This is a genomic window from Thiomicrorhabdus marina, from assembly GCF_017571465.1.
GTDB lineage: Bacteria > Pseudomonadota > Gammaproteobacteria > Thiomicrospirales > Thiomicrospiraceae > Thiomicrorhabdus > Thiomicrorhabdus marina.
This window is the reverse complement of the sequence record NZ_JAGETV010000013.1, coordinates 18,632-34,504: the sequence shown is the minus strand read 5'-3', so window position 1 is coordinate 34,504 and position 15,873 is coordinate 18,632. Positions and strand designations below refer to the sequence as shown.

At 44.8% G+C, this 15,873-nt stretch carries 14 protein-coding genes; 8 read left to right on the top strand and 6 right to left on the bottom strand.

All coding sequences use genetic code 11. The features are described 5' to 3' along the window. Positions 1-24: 24 nt before the first annotated feature. From J3998_RS08215 to ppx, 4 genes are all read left to right on the top strand, one after another. The gene (locus tag J3998_RS08215; RefSeq protein ID WP_208149913.1) at positions 25-2,823 is read left to right on the top strand and encodes an EAL domain-containing protein; all 2,799 of its coding nucleotides are present in this window, start codon (positions 25-27) and stop codon (positions 2,821-2,823) included. Between the two features lie 6 nt (positions 2,824-2,829). Next, complete coding sequence (yidD, locus tag J3998_RS08210) at positions 2,830-3,120, top strand: membrane protein insertion efficiency factor YidD (RefSeq protein WP_208149911.1); 291 nt, start codon at positions 2,830-2,832, stop codon at positions 3,118-3,120. Between the two features lie 201 nt (positions 3,121-3,321). Then, positions 3,322-5,448 (top strand): polyphosphate kinase 1, encoded by a 2,127-nt coding sequence (gene ppk1, locus J3998_RS08205; protein ID WP_208149909.1) that lies wholly within the window; start codon positions 3,322-3,324, stop codon positions 5,446-5,448. Positions 5,449-5,674: 226 nt separating this feature from the next. Next, the gene (ppx, locus tag J3998_RS08200; protein WP_208149899.1) at positions 5,675-7,255 is read left to right on the top strand and encodes an exopolyphosphatase; all 1,581 of its coding nucleotides are present in this window, start codon (positions 5,675-5,677) and stop codon (positions 7,253-7,255) included. 8 nt (positions 7,256-7,263) lie between these two features. Here the strand turns inward: ppx and J3998_RS08195 are convergent, their stop codons facing one another. Further along, complete coding sequence (locus J3998_RS08195; RefSeq protein WP_208149897.1) at positions 7,264-8,331, bottom strand: flavodoxin domain-containing protein; 1,068 nt, start codon at positions 8,329-8,331, stop codon at positions 7,264-7,266. 193 nt (positions 8,332-8,524) lie between these two features. Beyond that, positions 8,525-9,034: a hypothetical protein gene (locus J3998_RS08190; protein ID WP_208149896.1), complete on the bottom strand. Its 510-nt coding sequence runs from the start codon at positions 9,032-9,034 to the stop codon at positions 8,525-8,527. Positions 9,035-9,157: 123 nt separating this feature from the next. On the opposite strand from J3998_RS08190, the gene nfo reads away from it, so the two are divergent. The 4 genes from nfo (at position 9,158) to J3998_RS08170 (ending at position 12,409) form a co-directional block, all read left to right on the top strand. Further along, positions 9,158-10,003, top strand: coding sequence for a deoxyribonuclease IV (nfo, locus tag J3998_RS08185; RefSeq protein ID WP_208149894.1), 846 nt, complete (start codon positions 9,158-9,160; stop codon positions 10,001-10,003). A 109-nt stretch (positions 10,004-10,112) separates the two neighbouring features. Further along, entirely contained in the window at positions 10,113-10,754 is a 642-nt protein-coding gene (gene pyrE / locus J3998_RS08180) for an orotate phosphoribosyltransferase (protein WP_208149892.1), read from the top strand. A gap of 64 nt (positions 10,755-10,818) precedes the next feature. Then, positions 10,819-11,340, top strand: a complete 522-nt coding sequence (locus J3998_RS08175) for a SixA phosphatase family protein (RefSeq protein ID WP_208149890.1) — start codon at positions 10,819-10,821, stop codon at positions 11,338-11,340. Positions 11,341-11,551: 211 nt separating this feature from the next. Then, entirely contained in the window at positions 11,552-12,409 is an 858-nt protein-coding gene (locus tag J3998_RS08170) for an OmpA family protein (RefSeq protein WP_208149888.1), read from the top strand. A 189-nt stretch (positions 12,410-12,598) separates the two neighbouring features. On the opposite strand, the gene J3998_RS08165 is transcribed toward J3998_RS08170, so the two are convergent. The 4 genes from J3998_RS08165 to J3998_RS08150 all read right to left on the bottom strand — a co-directional run bounded on the left by J3998_RS08165 (position 12,599) and on the right by J3998_RS08150 (position 15,827). Then, positions 12,599-13,369, bottom strand: coding sequence for a sulfite exporter TauE/SafE family protein (locus J3998_RS08165; protein WP_208149886.1), 771 nt, complete (start codon positions 13,367-13,369; stop codon positions 12,599-12,601). A gap of 129 nt (positions 13,370-13,498) precedes the next feature. Continuing rightward, the gene (locus J3998_RS08160; RefSeq protein ID WP_208149883.1) at positions 13,499-14,320 is read right to left on the bottom strand and encodes a mechanosensitive ion channel family protein; all 822 of its coding nucleotides are present in this window, start codon (positions 14,318-14,320) and stop codon (positions 13,499-13,501) included. A 102-nt stretch (positions 14,321-14,422) separates the two neighbouring features. Further along, a complete protein-coding gene (gene argB / locus J3998_RS08155; protein ID WP_208149870.1) occupies positions 14,423-15,337 on the bottom strand; it encodes an acetylglutamate kinase in 915 nt (304 codons plus the stop codon). Positions 15,338-15,341: 4 nt separating this feature from the next. Next, a complete protein-coding gene (locus J3998_RS08150; RefSeq protein ID WP_208149868.1) occupies positions 15,342-15,827 on the bottom strand; it encodes a YajQ family cyclic di-GMP-binding protein in 486 nt (161 codons plus the stop codon). Between the last annotated feature and the right edge of the window lie 46 nt (positions 15,828-15,873).

Sequence of the window (15,873 nt, the reverse complement as noted above, 5' to 3'; positions counted from 1 at the left end):
TAAAAATAACTTAAGCAATTGCACATGGTTCAACAGCAAAAAGAACATTCAATCTGGCACGGCAAAGTCAAAAAATGGACCTGGCTACTCGCTCTGTTCTGGAGCGCCGCTTTTGTGCTATTTCATATCCATTTGCAATCGGTCGACTTCCAACGCGATTTTCAGCAAAAAATCGGGCAAGTTCAAAACAGTCTATATATTGAAGAACAAAAAACCCTCTCTCTATTGCAGTCCATTAGCCAGCAGTACTCCGGTCATCTTGTCAATGAACGCAACGAAATGAAAATTTTTTCGCAAGGTTTGCGAAAAAACCAAGATTATGTACACGCCGTCGGACTGGCAAAATTGGTTGCCGCTAAGGATCAACAAAGTTTTATCGAACTGCGCCAGCAACTCGGTTACCAAAATTATCAGATCCTCGATAACGATTTATTCACAACGCAAATCAAACGGAAGAATCCGCTACATTTTCTAGCGGTCACCCAAATCCAGCCGAAAACGCCCCTGAATTCCTCTTTTATCGGTCAAGACCTTTTTGTCTTGCCGAAAATGCAACAAAAATTGCAGCAGAATATTCAACAAAACCAGCCTTTCACAATATGGTTTGAAGCAAAGCATGACCAGCATCCATACGTTATGGTTCTTAATCCGGTATATACCAATGAGCCGAGTTCTCTTTCGCTGCAACAAAAACAGCAACAAGCCATCGGTGTTATGTTTTTAATGGTAGATGCACAAAAAGCGCTGTTAACGCCGATAATTAACCGGCTTGGCAACAGTCAGCTACAGGTTAATTTCCACCTCAGCGATACACAGCAGGACTTTTCATGGCGTTGGAATAACTCGCAAGCAAGCACAGAAACACCTTATTTCTGGGAAATTTTTAGCGCTACGATTCTGCCATCACAAGATTGCTCAACCTGCACCATAACCATCCAACAACATCTGCCGTGGTCACAAATCGATTGGCAAAAGGCATCACTATTCGGGCTACTCGGCCTGTTAAGCTTTCTACTGCTGAGCATGGTCATACTGAATATTCTCAGTAAAACCCAAACCCTGACCGAAATGCATAACCGTCTTCAGGAAATTTTAACCTTCTCACAAGAAGCGGTCGTCATCACCGATAAAAACGGCATTATTCAAGTATGGAACCCCGCGGCAGAAACCCTATTCGGCTATAAATTTTCCGAAGTGGTTAATAAATCGCTGGTGCAATTAGTGTTCGATCATCAAAATTTGAACACCGTTTTCGACATGTCAGGCAAGCTTCTTGATCTTTTTGTCGCCTCCAAAGACAAGAGTTTCGTGCCACCAAAAGCATCTAAAATAGAGATGCAACTAAAGACCAAAGACCAACGTCTTATTCTTGCCGAAATCTCCTATTCAGTTCTGACCGTCAATAATGAACCGGAAATCAGCTTATTTATTAAAGACATCACCAGTCAACGTGAAAACGAGCGTGAAATACGCCAATACGCTTACTATGATTCGCTCACGCAACTGGAAAACCGAATTTTCTTCAAAAGCCAAGTACAGCAACAGATTGAAGCCTACCCTGGTCAACCGTTTGCATTAATGTTTATGGACTTAGACGGCTTTAAGCATGTCAATGACTCGCTCGGCCATGACATCGGTGATGAACTTCTCAAGGTGGTCGCTAATCGCCTGAATCACAATATCCGCGGTGTTGGTCGCCAGTCGCATATTGCTCGTTTCGGAGGAGATGAGTTTGTCTTGATGATTCGTAATAGCTCCGAAGAAAACATCGGCTCTGTCGCTTTGCGCATTCTAGATAATATCGAACGCACCATTCAAATTGAAAGTCACGAGTTAAAAGTCAGTGCCAGTATCGGCATCTGTTTCTATCCGGAGGACGCGAGCGATGTCGATACACTATTGAGGCTCGCAGACACCGCTATGTACGAGGCTAAAGCGACGGGCAAAAACACTTTCTCTGTCTACAAGGAAGAGATGGGGAAACATTTGTCGGCACGATTGCAAATGGAAAAACATCTACGCAATGCCATTAATCAGGATGAACTGTATTTAGTTTATCAACCCAAAATCAACCTTTTTAGCGGGCAAGTAATTGGCGTTGAAGCCCTACTTCGATGGCGTAATCCTAAACTTGGACTGGTTCCGCCAAATGTATTTATTCGCATTGCAGAAGAAAGCCGGATGATTATTCCGATTAGCGAATGGGTCATCGAAAACACCATCCGACAGCTCCAAGCTTGGCAAGGCACCGAATACCAAAATCTGAGCATTGCAGTCAATATCAGTTCCAACCAGTTCAGTCACGAAGATTTCATTCACGATCTTGCTCGCCAGCTGGATGGCGCCAATTTGCCGCGTCGCTTACTGGAAGTGGAGTTAACCGAAAGTACGGTCATGACCAATGCTGATGAAAACATCAAGCGCCTACAATTACTGCGTCATAAAGGCTTCGATCTAGCGGTCGACGATTTCGGTACCGGTTATTCTTCTTTAAGCTATTTAAAACGTTTCCCTTTAACGATTTTGAAAATCGATAAGAGCTTTATTGATGGCGTACCAAATGACGACGAAGACATGTCGATTAGTCAGGCAATTGTGCAACTGGCGCACAGTCTGGATATTAAGGTAGTTGCAGAAGGCATAGAAACTCATGCACAACTGGAGTTCTTGCAAGAATTGGGTTGCGAATTCGGTCAGGGTTACTTTATTAGCCGTCCGCTAGAAATAGCAGATCTAAATAAATGGTTACAGCAGCACGGTAAAAACTTTTATCAAAGTGAAACTTATTTAGACTATCTAGCCGATAACGATAATAAGGATTAACTCAAAATGCGCTGGAACCCTCTTTATTGGTTAATGTATCTAATTATTCGTTTTTATCAACTATTTATCAGCCCGCTTCTCGGGCCACGATGTCGTTTCTATCCAAGCTGTTCAAGCTACACTATCGAAGCCCTACAGACTCACGGCATCCTGAAAGGGTCTTGGCTGGCAATCAAACGTATCAGTCGTTGCCATCCGGGAAATCCCGGCGGGGTTGATCCGGTGCCGCCCTGCGGTTGCCAGAAACAAGAGCATGCCGAACACAATGAAAGCAAAGACAGACCGAATAAAGATTAAAAGATAAAGATTGCTTCACTGCGTTCGCAATGACCGTCAAATTCGCTAAATAAAAAGCATCGCACGCCCACTAGGGCAAAGTTTTTTTGCACAGCATCATAAATATTTAATCTTTTTATTTTGCAAAAAAACGATAATACTTCACCGTCTTGCTAATAGAATCCGCGCAAGACAATCCATGTAATGAACTGGGAAGGAAAAATGAGCACACCTGAGTCAAACAACGCTGTTACCAATACCGAATACCCGCGCTATATCAACCGCGAACAAAGCTTATTGGAATTTAACCGACGAGTTCTGGCGCAGGCAAAAAACCCGGATATTCCGCTGCTGGAGCGTTTGAAATATCTATGTATTTCCAGCAGTAATATGGATGAATTTTTTGAGGTTCGTCTTGCCAGTTTATATGAAGTGGTGAATCAACCGGGTGCACTGACTCGCCCGGACGACATGGCACCGCAAGATGCGATCGAAATGCTATCCAAGACCGCTCACGAAATTGTAGCGATGCAATACAGCACACTGAATCACATTCTGATTCCAGAACTGCAAAAAGAAAACATTCGCTTTCTACGTCGCACACACTGGAACGACACACAAAAAGCATGGATTAAAAATTATTTTATCGAAGCCCTGCATCCAGTATTAAGCGCGGTCGGCTTAGACCCTTCACATCCATTCCCTCGCGTTTTGAATAAGAGTTTAAACTTCATTGTCTCCCTAGAAGGAGAGGATGCTTTCGGTCGTTCTAACGGTTTGGCGATTGTGCCGGTGCCGCGTTCTCTGCCGCGTATTATCAAATTGCCGCCGGAAGCGACCGACGGCGAAAACGACTTTGTCTTCCTATCGTCAATTCTACACGCACATGTGTCTTTGATGTTCCCAGGCATGACTGTAACGGGTTGTTACCAGTTCCGCGTCACTCGTAACACTAACTTGTTTATCGACGAAGAAGAAGTCGACGATATCATGAGTGCTCTGCGTGGCGAATTATCGAGCCGCGATTACGGCGGTTCAATTCGCTTGGAAGTTGCCGACAATTGTCCGCCGCATATGGTCGATTATCTATTGGATCGTTTTAATTTGACCGAACAGGCTCTGTACCAAGTACATGGTCCGGTCAACCTGCATCGTCTAAGCACCGTGCCAGATATGGCTAAACGTCCAGACTTACAATTCGAACCTTTCTCGGCGCGAACCTTAAGCAAGAAGTCGCCGAAAAAAGCATTCAAACTGTTCACTCGTCAGAAGAAGAACGACTCGCTGTTCTCTTTAGTCAACAAGAAAGATCTGCTGCTACACCACCCTTACGAATCTTTCACGCCGGTTATCGACTTCCTTAAAGAAGCCGCAACCAATCCGGATGTGTTAGCGATTCGCATGACACTGTACCGTACCGGTGAAGACTCGGAAATCATCAAAGCACTGATGAAAGCGGCACAAAATGGTAAAGAAGTTACCGCAGTGGTCGAACTACGCGCTCGTTTTGACGAAGACAATAACATTATTCAAGCGACACGCCTGCAAGATGCCGGGGTGCACGTGGTGTATGGTGTGGTCGGTTATAAAACGCACGCCAAAATGATTCTGGTCGTGTGCCGCGAAAATGATCGAATTAAATATTACACCCATATGGGAACCGGTAACTACCACCACATCACGACCCGTTTCTATTCGGATTTCGGCCTACTGACCGCTAACCAAGCAATTGGCCGCGATGCCTCGAAAGTGTTCCAACAATTGACCAGTCTCGGTGAAACCAAAGACTTGGAAGTGCTATTGCAGTCACCGTTTACTTTGCAGTCCGGCATGTTGGAACGCATTGCTCGCGAAGCGAACAATGCCAAAGCAGGAAAACCGGCGCGCATTATTGCCAAAATGAACGGTCTGGAAGAGAAAGAAATTATCGACGCTCTTTATGAAGCGTCACAAGCCGGCGTAAAAATCGATTTGATCGTACGCGGTATCTGTAGCCTACGTCCGGGCGTAGCCGGCTTGTCGGAGAACATTACCGTCACCTCAATCATTGGTCGTTTCTTAGAGCATCACCGCGTCTATTATTTTGAAAACAGCGACGGAAAACCGGAACTGTTCTGCTCCAGTGCCGATTGGATGCGCCGCAATCTGCTGGCGCGTGTTGAAACCTGTTTCCCGATTCTTGATCAAGAGGTTTTCCAGCAAGTGTACACCGAAGGTTTGGCAGCCTATCTGCAAGACAATACCGGGGCATGGAAACTACAAAGTGACGGAAGCTACCAACTGGCAACGCCGGTCGGGCGTCCGGCGTATAGTGCGCAAGCTTATTTAATCGACAAATACAGCCAATAAAAGCAACTCCTAAGGCAAACCGATAGAGACACAATCCTCTGTCGGCGACCATTTTCTTCGCAAGATTGGTGTTTTTCCTGATTCACAACAAGGTTAAACGCCTATCTTTGACTACCCAGCCTTGCCATGACCGAGTAAACTAGCGCTAAAAAACGCGACAAAACCGCACAGCTCTTGCAGTCTTGTTGCGGTCGCTTAATCGATTTATGGCTAGAGAGAACCATCTATGAGTCTAACCACTACCGCTCAAATTCCCACGCAACTTAATGTTATTAACCGCCAACAACTCGGCATTGTTGATAATGATGCAGAAGAGACTTATGCCGCGATAGATCTTGGTTCGAATAGTTTTCATATGATTATCGCCCGTCAAGCGCATGGTCAGATGCAAGTGGTCGATAAACATAAAGAGATGGTTCGCTTACGCTCCGGTTTGGATAAAAAGGGTTATCTGACCGAAGAAGCCTTTGAAAGTGGCATCGCCTGTTTAGAGCGCTTCGGGCAACGCCTTAAAGGCGTACCACTACAGAATATTCGCGCGGTCGGCACCAACACCTTACGCAATGCCAAAAACAGCCGCGAGTTTTTAGCCAAAGCCCGTCAAGCACTTGGCAGCAGTATTCAAATTATTTCCGGTCAAGAAGAAGCACGTCTAATTTATCTCGGCGTTGCACTTGGCCTGCCGAAAAGTGACGAACAACGTTTAGTGATGGATATCGGCGGCGGCAGCACCGAATACATTATCGGCCAGCGCAACCAACACCATCATCTGACCAGTACCGAAATGGGCTGCGTCAGCGTCAACCAAAAGTTCTTCGGCAACGACGAAACCAGTGCCATTAATTTCGCTAAAGCGATTGATGCCTGTCGTAATATTCTACGTCCGCACCGCCAACAATTAATCACTCGTTCTTGGGATACGGCAATCGGCGCGTCTGGCACCATTAAATCGATTGGTCAGATTTTGGAACAAAATAAATGGTCGGAAAACGGCATTACCTTAGAAGGAATGTTGAAATTTAAAGACGCTTTAATCGATGCGCAACAGATTGAACAGGCCAAGATTGCTGGCTTAAAAGAAGAACGTCGCCCGGTGATCTGTGGCGGTCTATCCGTGTTGATTGCAACTTTTATGGAACTAAATATCGACGTCATGCAAGTTTCTGCTAACGCCTTACGAGAGGGTCTGGTCTTCGACACCCTCGGTCGTCTGCATTCCGACGATGCTCGTAATGTCAGCGTACACGCAATGCAGAAGTGGATGCAGGTTGATGAAAAACAGGCCGACGCAGTTAGTACCACAGCGATTCATCTGCTCAAGCAAGCGCATAATGTTTGGGGACTGCACTCGGAAACCCTCGACTATCAAAACTTATTACGCTGGGCTTCAGAATTACATGAGTGCGGCATCGCCATCAACTACCGACGCTACCGTAATCACAGTGCCTACTTGGTGGAAAATTCCGATATGGCCGGCTTTGATCAGCAGGAAAAACAAATTCTTGGCGCAATGCTGCTGAACCATCGCGGGAAATTCTCCAATAAGGTATTGGACGGTTTAGACAGCGACTTACGCGAAGCCGTTTTGTACTTAACGGTTTTATTGCGTTTAGCGGTGCGAATGCACCGTGGTCGCGACTTGGAGAAACTGGAACCGGAGTTACAAATTATCAGTAACGAAGACAGCACCGGGTTAACTCTGGTATTTGCCGATAAATGGTTAGAAGAGCACCCGCTCAGCCAATTAGATTTGGAATCGGAAGCGAAACGCTTAGCGCCAATCGGCTTTGAATTGAACTTTAAATAACAACGGCTCTAGTAAACATCAAACTGAATGCGGCGCTCTTTGCGCAGGCTTTGCCAAATTTGTGTCGCCTCTTGTTCGCTTCCCCCTTCTTCGGCGAGCCACAGCTGCCATAAACGCTCCACCGCCGGTGCTAAGGTTTTCTGGCTACCGCACACATACAAAACGGCACCATCCTGCCATTTCTGCCAGAGCAAAGCTTTCTGCTCACGCATCGCATCTTGCACATAACGTTTCTCGGCTTGGTCTCGCGAGAATTCCATAAATAACTGCAAATCACCTTTCGCTTGTGCGGCCTGTAATTGCTCACAACACAAACAGGCATTGGCTTTTTCGGTTTCGCCAAAAAACAGAATATTTTCGCCGGCTTGCTGACGTTGACGCGCTTCGATAAAACCAAGAAACGGTGCCAGACCTGTTCCGGCGCCGACCATAATAATCGGCGTTTGCGGATTTTCTGGCAGTTTGAATAGCGGATTGGTTTTTAGCTCACCTTCAACCACTGCATCAATCGGCAACTGCGCCAAATAATTGGAAGCAACACCCGATTTATCGCGACCGGCATAATGATAATTAAGCGCTTTAAACAGAATTTTGACCTGCTGACTCTCGGCAGATGCAATCGAATAATAACGCGGTGCCAACGGTGACAGCCAACTTAAGAATTCCGCACCCAGTTCGGCCATTTGCGGAAAGGCATTCAGCAAATCGACAATATCACGTCCATAGGCATAATCCATCATCGCTTGTCGGCCGTCCCACTCGCCAATCTGTAGCTGACGCTGCATCTTATTAAGAATAGCGGGATTGAGCTGCGTGATTTCCAGATACTGGCTTAACGCTTGTTCGGCGCTAACTTCGCCGATGCGGCGCAATTGAACCGTTTCATCGCCCTGCAAACCGAGTTGATTTAAAATCTCGGCCACCAATACCTCGGGATTAATGGCGTGCATTAATAGCCAATCACCGGCTTGGTAATCCAGTTGACCGCCATTGGCGGCAACATAAGTCTGTAAATAAACCTGTTTAATTTGCGAATTTTCAGTCAGCAGTTCTGATTGAATGAGTCGTAATTGCATTGATAATGCCCTAATTGAGAATCATTAGTAAATGATACCACTGCCAATGCAAGTTATAGCATGGAGAGAAACTGGAATAGCTTGATTGCGCATTCCAGTGCAAGAGAAACACAGAACAAGTCCAATGGCTTAGCGCCAAATCAATAAGAACTGATTCCGAGTTTCCTTAAGGAAAGCTTTTGTTGTTGGAGAATCAAACGACGCTAAGTTTTTGCAATAACATGACTGCAAACGGCGACGCCGCCAAAATGGTAATCGCCGAAGCCAAACCGGCTACCACACCAATTGCCACTGATTGCCAAGCCTTGTTATTTTGAATATGCATATCGGAAACCTGACGCTCCATCACGCTAAAGACATCAATTTGTTTTTTCAACAAACCGTTCAAGGTATGTATCTGCTTGAACAACAACTGTTGCTCTTTTTCAATGTATTGACGCGAGCGTTCGCTTTTGCTCTGCACTTCGGCTAACTGCTGTGCCAGTTGCCCAACCGATGCATCCATCTGCGTTACTAGATTTTTAATCGCTGCCTGATCGTCTTTTAGCCACTCAAAATCTGGCTGCACCATATCTTCGTGCATATCCGCATAGTAATTAGCAGTGGCGCCCATCTTTTTCTGTTCACGCTGGCGCCGCATCGCCTGTTCCATCAAAACACTTTTTGAGCCTAGTGGTTCTACCTGACTTAAATCAATTGCCATCTTTACTTCCCTCGATGATTAATGCGCGTAACCTTGACTGCTATAATGCCTGCCAAAGTTATGACAGGCCGTCAATTTATGTTGGTGTTAAAACATAAACTGTGCCAGAACTAGGAATCAACCATGAAATATATCGGAGCTCATGTTTCCGCCGCCGGCGGTGTTGAGAATGCCCCACTACGCGCCCATGAAATCGGCGCCACCGCATTTGCCTTATTTACCAAAAATCAGCGTCAATGGGTTGCCAAACCACTGACCCCAAAAAGCATTGACCTATTTAAAGAGCGTTGCGAGCGTTACGGTTACGGGCCGGGGCAAATCCTTCCTCATGACAGCTATCTGATTAACCTTGGTCATCCCGACATTGATAAGCGCCAAAAATCTTTGGATGCCTTTATAGATGAACTCCAGCGTTGCGAACAACTTGGGATTGACCGCTTGAACTTTCATCCCGGCAGTCACTTGCGCGAAATTTCGCCGGAACAGTGTCTAGACTATATCGCTGAATCGATTAACTTCGCATTAGAGCAGACCAAAGACGTGATTGCCGTACTGGAAAATACTGCCGGACAAGGCTCCAACCTTGGCTACCAACATGAACAGTTGGCGCACATCATCGACAAGGTTGAAGACAAAAGTCGTATTGGTGTTTGTCTAGATACTTGCCATGCCTATGCAGGTGGCTATGACTTAAAAAATGATTACCAAGGTTTTATGCAGGATTTTATCGACGTGGTCGGCATTGAATACCTAAAAGGCATGCATTTGAACGATTCCAAAGCGACCTTAGGGCAACGCGTTGACCGCCACCACTCGCTTGGCGAAGGGGAAATCGGTTGGGATTGCTTTAAGCAAATTATGCAAGACGAACGCATCGATAATATTCCGATGACGTTAGAAACCATCCAACCGGAAATCTGGCCACAAGAAATTGCTGAACTCAAACGTTTAGCCGGTTACATTGACTGAAAAGCGACACAAATTATTCTAAAATAGCCATTAAGTTTTTCAGCTTGCGTCAAGCTTTTTGCTTGGAGTAATATAAATCATTAAAGTCAAAAGGAACTCGTTCCCTCAAATGGATAAAAATCAGTTTATTGAATTCGTTATGCAGACCGGTGTGTTAAAGCTTGGCGATTTCACTCTCAAATCTGGGCGTCAAAGCCCGTACTTTTTTAATGCCGGCCTATTCAATACCGGCGCTCAATTAAGCACTCTTGCCAACGGTTATGCCGCAGCGATCGCAGAATCGGATCTGGATTTTGACGTCCTATTCGGACCGGCCTATAAAGGTATTCCTCTGGCCGCAACGACAGCGGTTTCCCTTGCCAATAACCATGCCACCGATAAGCCTTATGCATTTAATCGCAAAGAAGCTAAAGATCATGGAGAAGGCGGTAATATCGTCGGGCATGCACTAGAAGGTAAAGTGCTGATTATCGATGATGTCATCACTGCCGGTACCGCAATCCGTGAAGCCATCGACATCATTAAAGCAAATGGCGCAGAACCAGCGGGTGTAGTCATTGCTTTGGATCGTATGGAAAAAGGCAAGACCGAACTATCAGCGATTCAAGAAGTAGAACGAGACTATGGAATCCCTGTAGTAAGTATCATCTCACTTGAAGATATTATCGCGTATTTAGAAACCACAGCAGACAGTGACAGTAAAGCTTACCTAACTGCCATGCAACAATATCGTAAAGAGTACGGTATTTAATTTGTTTGCCGCCCGCACAGGATTTGCGGGCAGTGCAATCAAATGCTTTTTGCAGGAGAAAATTATGGCAAATAAGCTGCGTGAATTATTATTGGTGCGGCACGCCAAATCTGACTGGCGCGAGCCAGAACAGCAAGATATTGATCGACCACTTTCGGAAAAAGGCAAAAAAAACGCCAAAAAAGTTGGGCGCTGGTTACGTGAATGTAATCTGATGCCCGATCTGATTTTGGTCTCTCCGGCAAAACGCGCCCAGCAAACCTTCAAGCGCATCTGTAATGAATGCCCTTGCCTCTCGGAAACAGTTGACGCTCTATATATGGCTGAATTAGACGATCTAAAACAGGTACTGGCATCAACTGAAGCCCATGACCGTATCATGATTATCGGCCACAATCCGGGATTGGAAAAACTGTACGGTTTCCTACATAACGATCCCTTGGTAGATGATATTCATCTTTTCCCAACGGCATCGATTGCACATTTTATCCTTCCGGAAGATTGGCAAAACCTCGAAGCCGGTGACGGTAAATTACAACAATTTATTCGCCCGAAAGACATTAAGCACATGCATCATGCTGCTTAATTTCACGGTAAGCACGTCTATCTTTTGCTCTTGAAGGTAATTGCTGATTACTTTCAAGAATCAATTGATTGACTAAACTCAAATAACTAATTCATTTATAAATAATTCTGTGCTATTTCCGTTAAATCATCTGCAAGCTCAATTATTGAATATGTTATGATTTGCCAGAATTTTGATATTTTTTTCCATCTAAGGAATCAGAGGAATCTCTATGAAAACTAAGTTACTGCCTCTTGTAGCAATTATCTCTGCAGCAGCTGCGATGCCAGCAGCAGCAAACAACGCTTATGTTACCGACAGCTACGGAAATATCGTTCGCGATAGTTCTGATCGTTGTGTTCGTACTATCCACTGGACTGCAGACAAACAAGACGCAAGCTGTAAAGCGGCCGACGAAAAAGCGGCTCCGGCAGCTACTGAAACTGCAGCAACCGAAGCTGCGGCTCCAGCGGCAGAAGCTAAACCAGCATATAAAGTACCTGCAAACATTGAAGGTAACGGCACTAATGCATACTGGGTTGGTTCAAACGGTTACGTTGTAAAAGACGGATCTGGTCGTTGTGTTCGTACTATCAACTGGACTCCAGAGAAGCAAATTGACGCTTGTGAAGGTGTTGTTAAAAAGCCTGAGCCAAAACCAGAGCCAGCTCCGGTTGTCGCTAAGCCAAAACCAGAAATCAAACCATTCCCAGCGCCTGTTGCTAAGCCAGTAATTGCTCCGGCTCCAATCAATGCGCCAATGCACTTCACTGGTTTCTTCGACACTAACAAAACTAACCTAAGTGATAAAGCGAAGACTCAGCTTAACGATTACGCTGATTACATGAAAGCCGTTGACGACGTTACGCTAAAAATCACTGGCCACACTGACCGCACTGGTTCAGATGCTTATAACCAAAAGCTATCTGAAAAACGCGCTATGGCCGTTAAGACTTATCTTGAAGAAAGCGGTGTTGCAGGTGACCGTATGACAGCTATCGGTAAAGGTGAAACTTCTCCAATCGCTGACAACAACACCAAAGCAGGTCGCGCTGAAAACCGTCGTGTAGAGATTGAGATTGTTAAGTAATTAACAAAATCTTTGGTTGAAGTTACCGTAGGTAACTTCAAAACCATACAAGATTGAAATCGTTAAATAATGATTTTAATTTAAGTTGAAGTTGCCGAAGGTAACTTCAACCCGCGATATAAAAAAACCGCTTCGGCGGTTTTTTTATATCTTCTATTTTGCGATTTTTGAGCACTTCAAATCAGCGAATTAAATCAAGCTTAATGCTCTAAAAATTAAGCTAATACCGACCAAAACGGTCACAACTTCAAAACTGCGTTTTACCAGTTTATTGCCCTTTACTATCGCAAAGTGCGCGCCAAGATAACCACCAATCAGCGAACCTAAAATTAACGCCGGTAACCAGCTCCATTCAATTTCGCCAAGAATTCCCAAGGTCACTGCACCTGAGCCATTCCAGAAAATCCCCACCAACACCAGAGTATAGGCGACCGCAGATTTATAATCCAAACCGAACCAACGAACTAGCCACAGAGTCACAAACAGCCCGGTTCCAGAAGTAAGGGAACCATTTAAAGCACCAATTGAGAACAACACGACTCCACCAATAAGATAGCCACGTATATCACGATTTACAGCTGCGGTACTCTGCCCTAATTCGGGTTTAAACCATGAATACAGACCCAAGCCTAAGGTTAGAAGACCTAGCAAACCTTGCGACACTCGGTCATCAATTTGCAAAATAATCGATGCTCCCAGCACAACACCCGGCAAACCCATGGCGAGGATAAAGGCAGCAAACTTCCAATCCAAGCTGGAAGATTTCATATGTCGCGCTGTAGCGCCTAAACCGAGAAAGACACTGGCCACTTTATGAGTCGCCAAAGCCACACCGAACGGCAAGCCCAAAAAGAGCAAAGCGGGGAGCTGCAATAAGCCGGCCCCTCCGCCCGCCAAAGCGGAAAACAGATTGGCAACCAAGGACACCACAAATAATAAAAATTGCTCAAATAAATCCATACAAAATTATCTTTTAGACCCAATAAACAAACGTTTCGGTCATACCAAACAAAAAGCCTCTAAACAATTAATGCTTAGAGGCTTTTATTAACTTAATCTTTGCGATTAAACAATCAATCAGATAGCTCGTTACTTTTCCGCTTCTTGGTGTACATGCACATCCATTTGCGGATAAGGAATAGAAATTCCTGCTTCATCGAAAGCCGTTTTCACGCGTTCATTCATATCCCATTTTAACTTCCAATAATCACCAGATTTAACCCAAGGACGAACAATAAAATCAACACTGCTCGCACCTAGCTCACCCAAGGCAATCACCGGCTCAGGTTCAGGAAGAACACGCTCATCTTCAGCAATCAATTTCTGCAAAATCTCTTTCGCCAATTTGATGTCATCGTCATAGCTGATGCCAAACACCATATCAACACGTCGAGTTTCACGCGCAGAGTAATTGGTAATCGAATCGCTGTAAATCGAACCATTCGGGATAATCATCTCTTTGTTATCACCAGTACGCATAATGGTATTGAAAATGGTGATTTTCTCGGCAACCCCCATAACACCGGCAACTTCAACAAAATCACCTGCTTTGAATGGCTTCAACACCAATAACATTACACCGGAAGCGAAGTTCTGCAATGAATCTTTTAACGCTAGGCCGATGGCTAAACCGGCAGCACCGACAAGAGCGACTAGAGAAGTGGTATCGACACCCAATTGATTTAGAGTGACAATAACCAGAACGAGGAATAATAGTGCTTTGGCAATCGACTGCACAAAATCAATCAACATCTGATCAATATTTGATGTCTTGGCAATCGCCTTACCGATTAGTGACAAAACGCCATTAATCACCCAACGCCCGATAATAAAAATCAGCAGAGCCGTGGCAATATTAATTCCCCAAGGCACTGCGTAATCGTTAATCAACATGGTTAAATCAAAGTCCATCATTCCCTCCGTCACAGCCGATAGATTTTCATCTAAGAATAGCTAAAAACTCTCTTGATACAAGCCCTTAAACTGTAATTATTTCACTAATTAAGCGTAAACTTATTCTGCGGTAATCAAGGTGCCGACACCTTCGTCAGTAAAGACTTCCAGCATCACCGCGTGCTCAACCCGACCGTCAACGATATGTGCCGCATTCACGCCATTTTGCACTGCATCCAAGGCACACTGAATTTTTGGCAACATACCGCCGTAGATGGTACCGTCGGCAATCAGCTCGTCTACCGTTTCCGTATTTAGGCCGGTCAGAAGATTACCCTCTTTATCCAAAAGCCCCGGAATATTGGTCAATAGCATTAATTTTTCTGCGCCCAGCGCTTCGGCAACTTTACCGGCAACCAAGTCTGCATTGATGTTATAAGAATGTCCGTCCGCACCGACCCCAACCGGCGCGATTACCGGAATAAAATCATCCTGAATTAACATATCAATCACCTTAGTATTGATTTTATCGACTTCACCGACATGACCAATATCAATGATTTCAGATGATGATGCACTCGGATCATTCGGCTTTAGATGCAGTTTTTTCGCAGTAATTAAATTACCGTCTTTTCCAGTCAACCCAACGGAATTACCGCCATGCTGATGAATCAGATTAACAATCTCTTTGTTTACCAAGCCACCGAGCACCATCTCAACGATGTCCATAGTCTCGGTATCGGTAACACGCATGCCTTGAATAAATTCTGATTCTTTACCGATTTGATTTAGCAGATTGCCAATCTGCGGACCACCGCCGTGCACGACAACCGGGTTCATGCCCACCAGCTTCATCAAAACAATATCTCGAGCAAAACCGGCTTTCAATTTTTCATCCGTCATTGCATTGCCGCCGTATTTAACGACGATAGTCTTACCGGAAAAACGTTGAATATAGGGTAGTGCCTCAGCCAAAACCGAAGCGATGTTGTGCGCCTGCTCTTTATTTAAGTTCATTGTCTGTTGTACTCGCATTCTCTTAATCTCTAAAGTTATTGAACTGCAACGGCATTTCGATGTCTTCGCTACCACGCAGCAACTGCATTACCGCCTGAAGATCATCACGTTTCTTACCGGTCACACGCACACTCTCGCCTTGAATTTGTGCTTGTACTTTCAACTTACTGTCTTTAATCAGCTTAACGACTTTCTTCGCTAGAGGTGTATCCAGACCTTCGCGCATAACAATATCCTGTTTGGCTGATTTCAACTGAATGGTCGGATCTTTTTCTTCAATACACTTCACATCAATGCCACGGCGGTTCGCTTTCTGAATCAGAATATCCAACATTTGCTTAAGCTGAAAGTCCGATTCCGTACTCATGCTTACGGTTGTACCGTTCAGCGAAAATTCGGAAGCCGTTCCTTTAAAATCATAACGCGTGGTCACTTCTTTATTCGCTTGATCCACTGCATTTTGTAATTCGTGTTTATCCAATTCAGAAACAATATCAAAAGACGGCATTTCAACTCCCAGTTCAATTAAAATCACAAACCACAAATTCTATCAT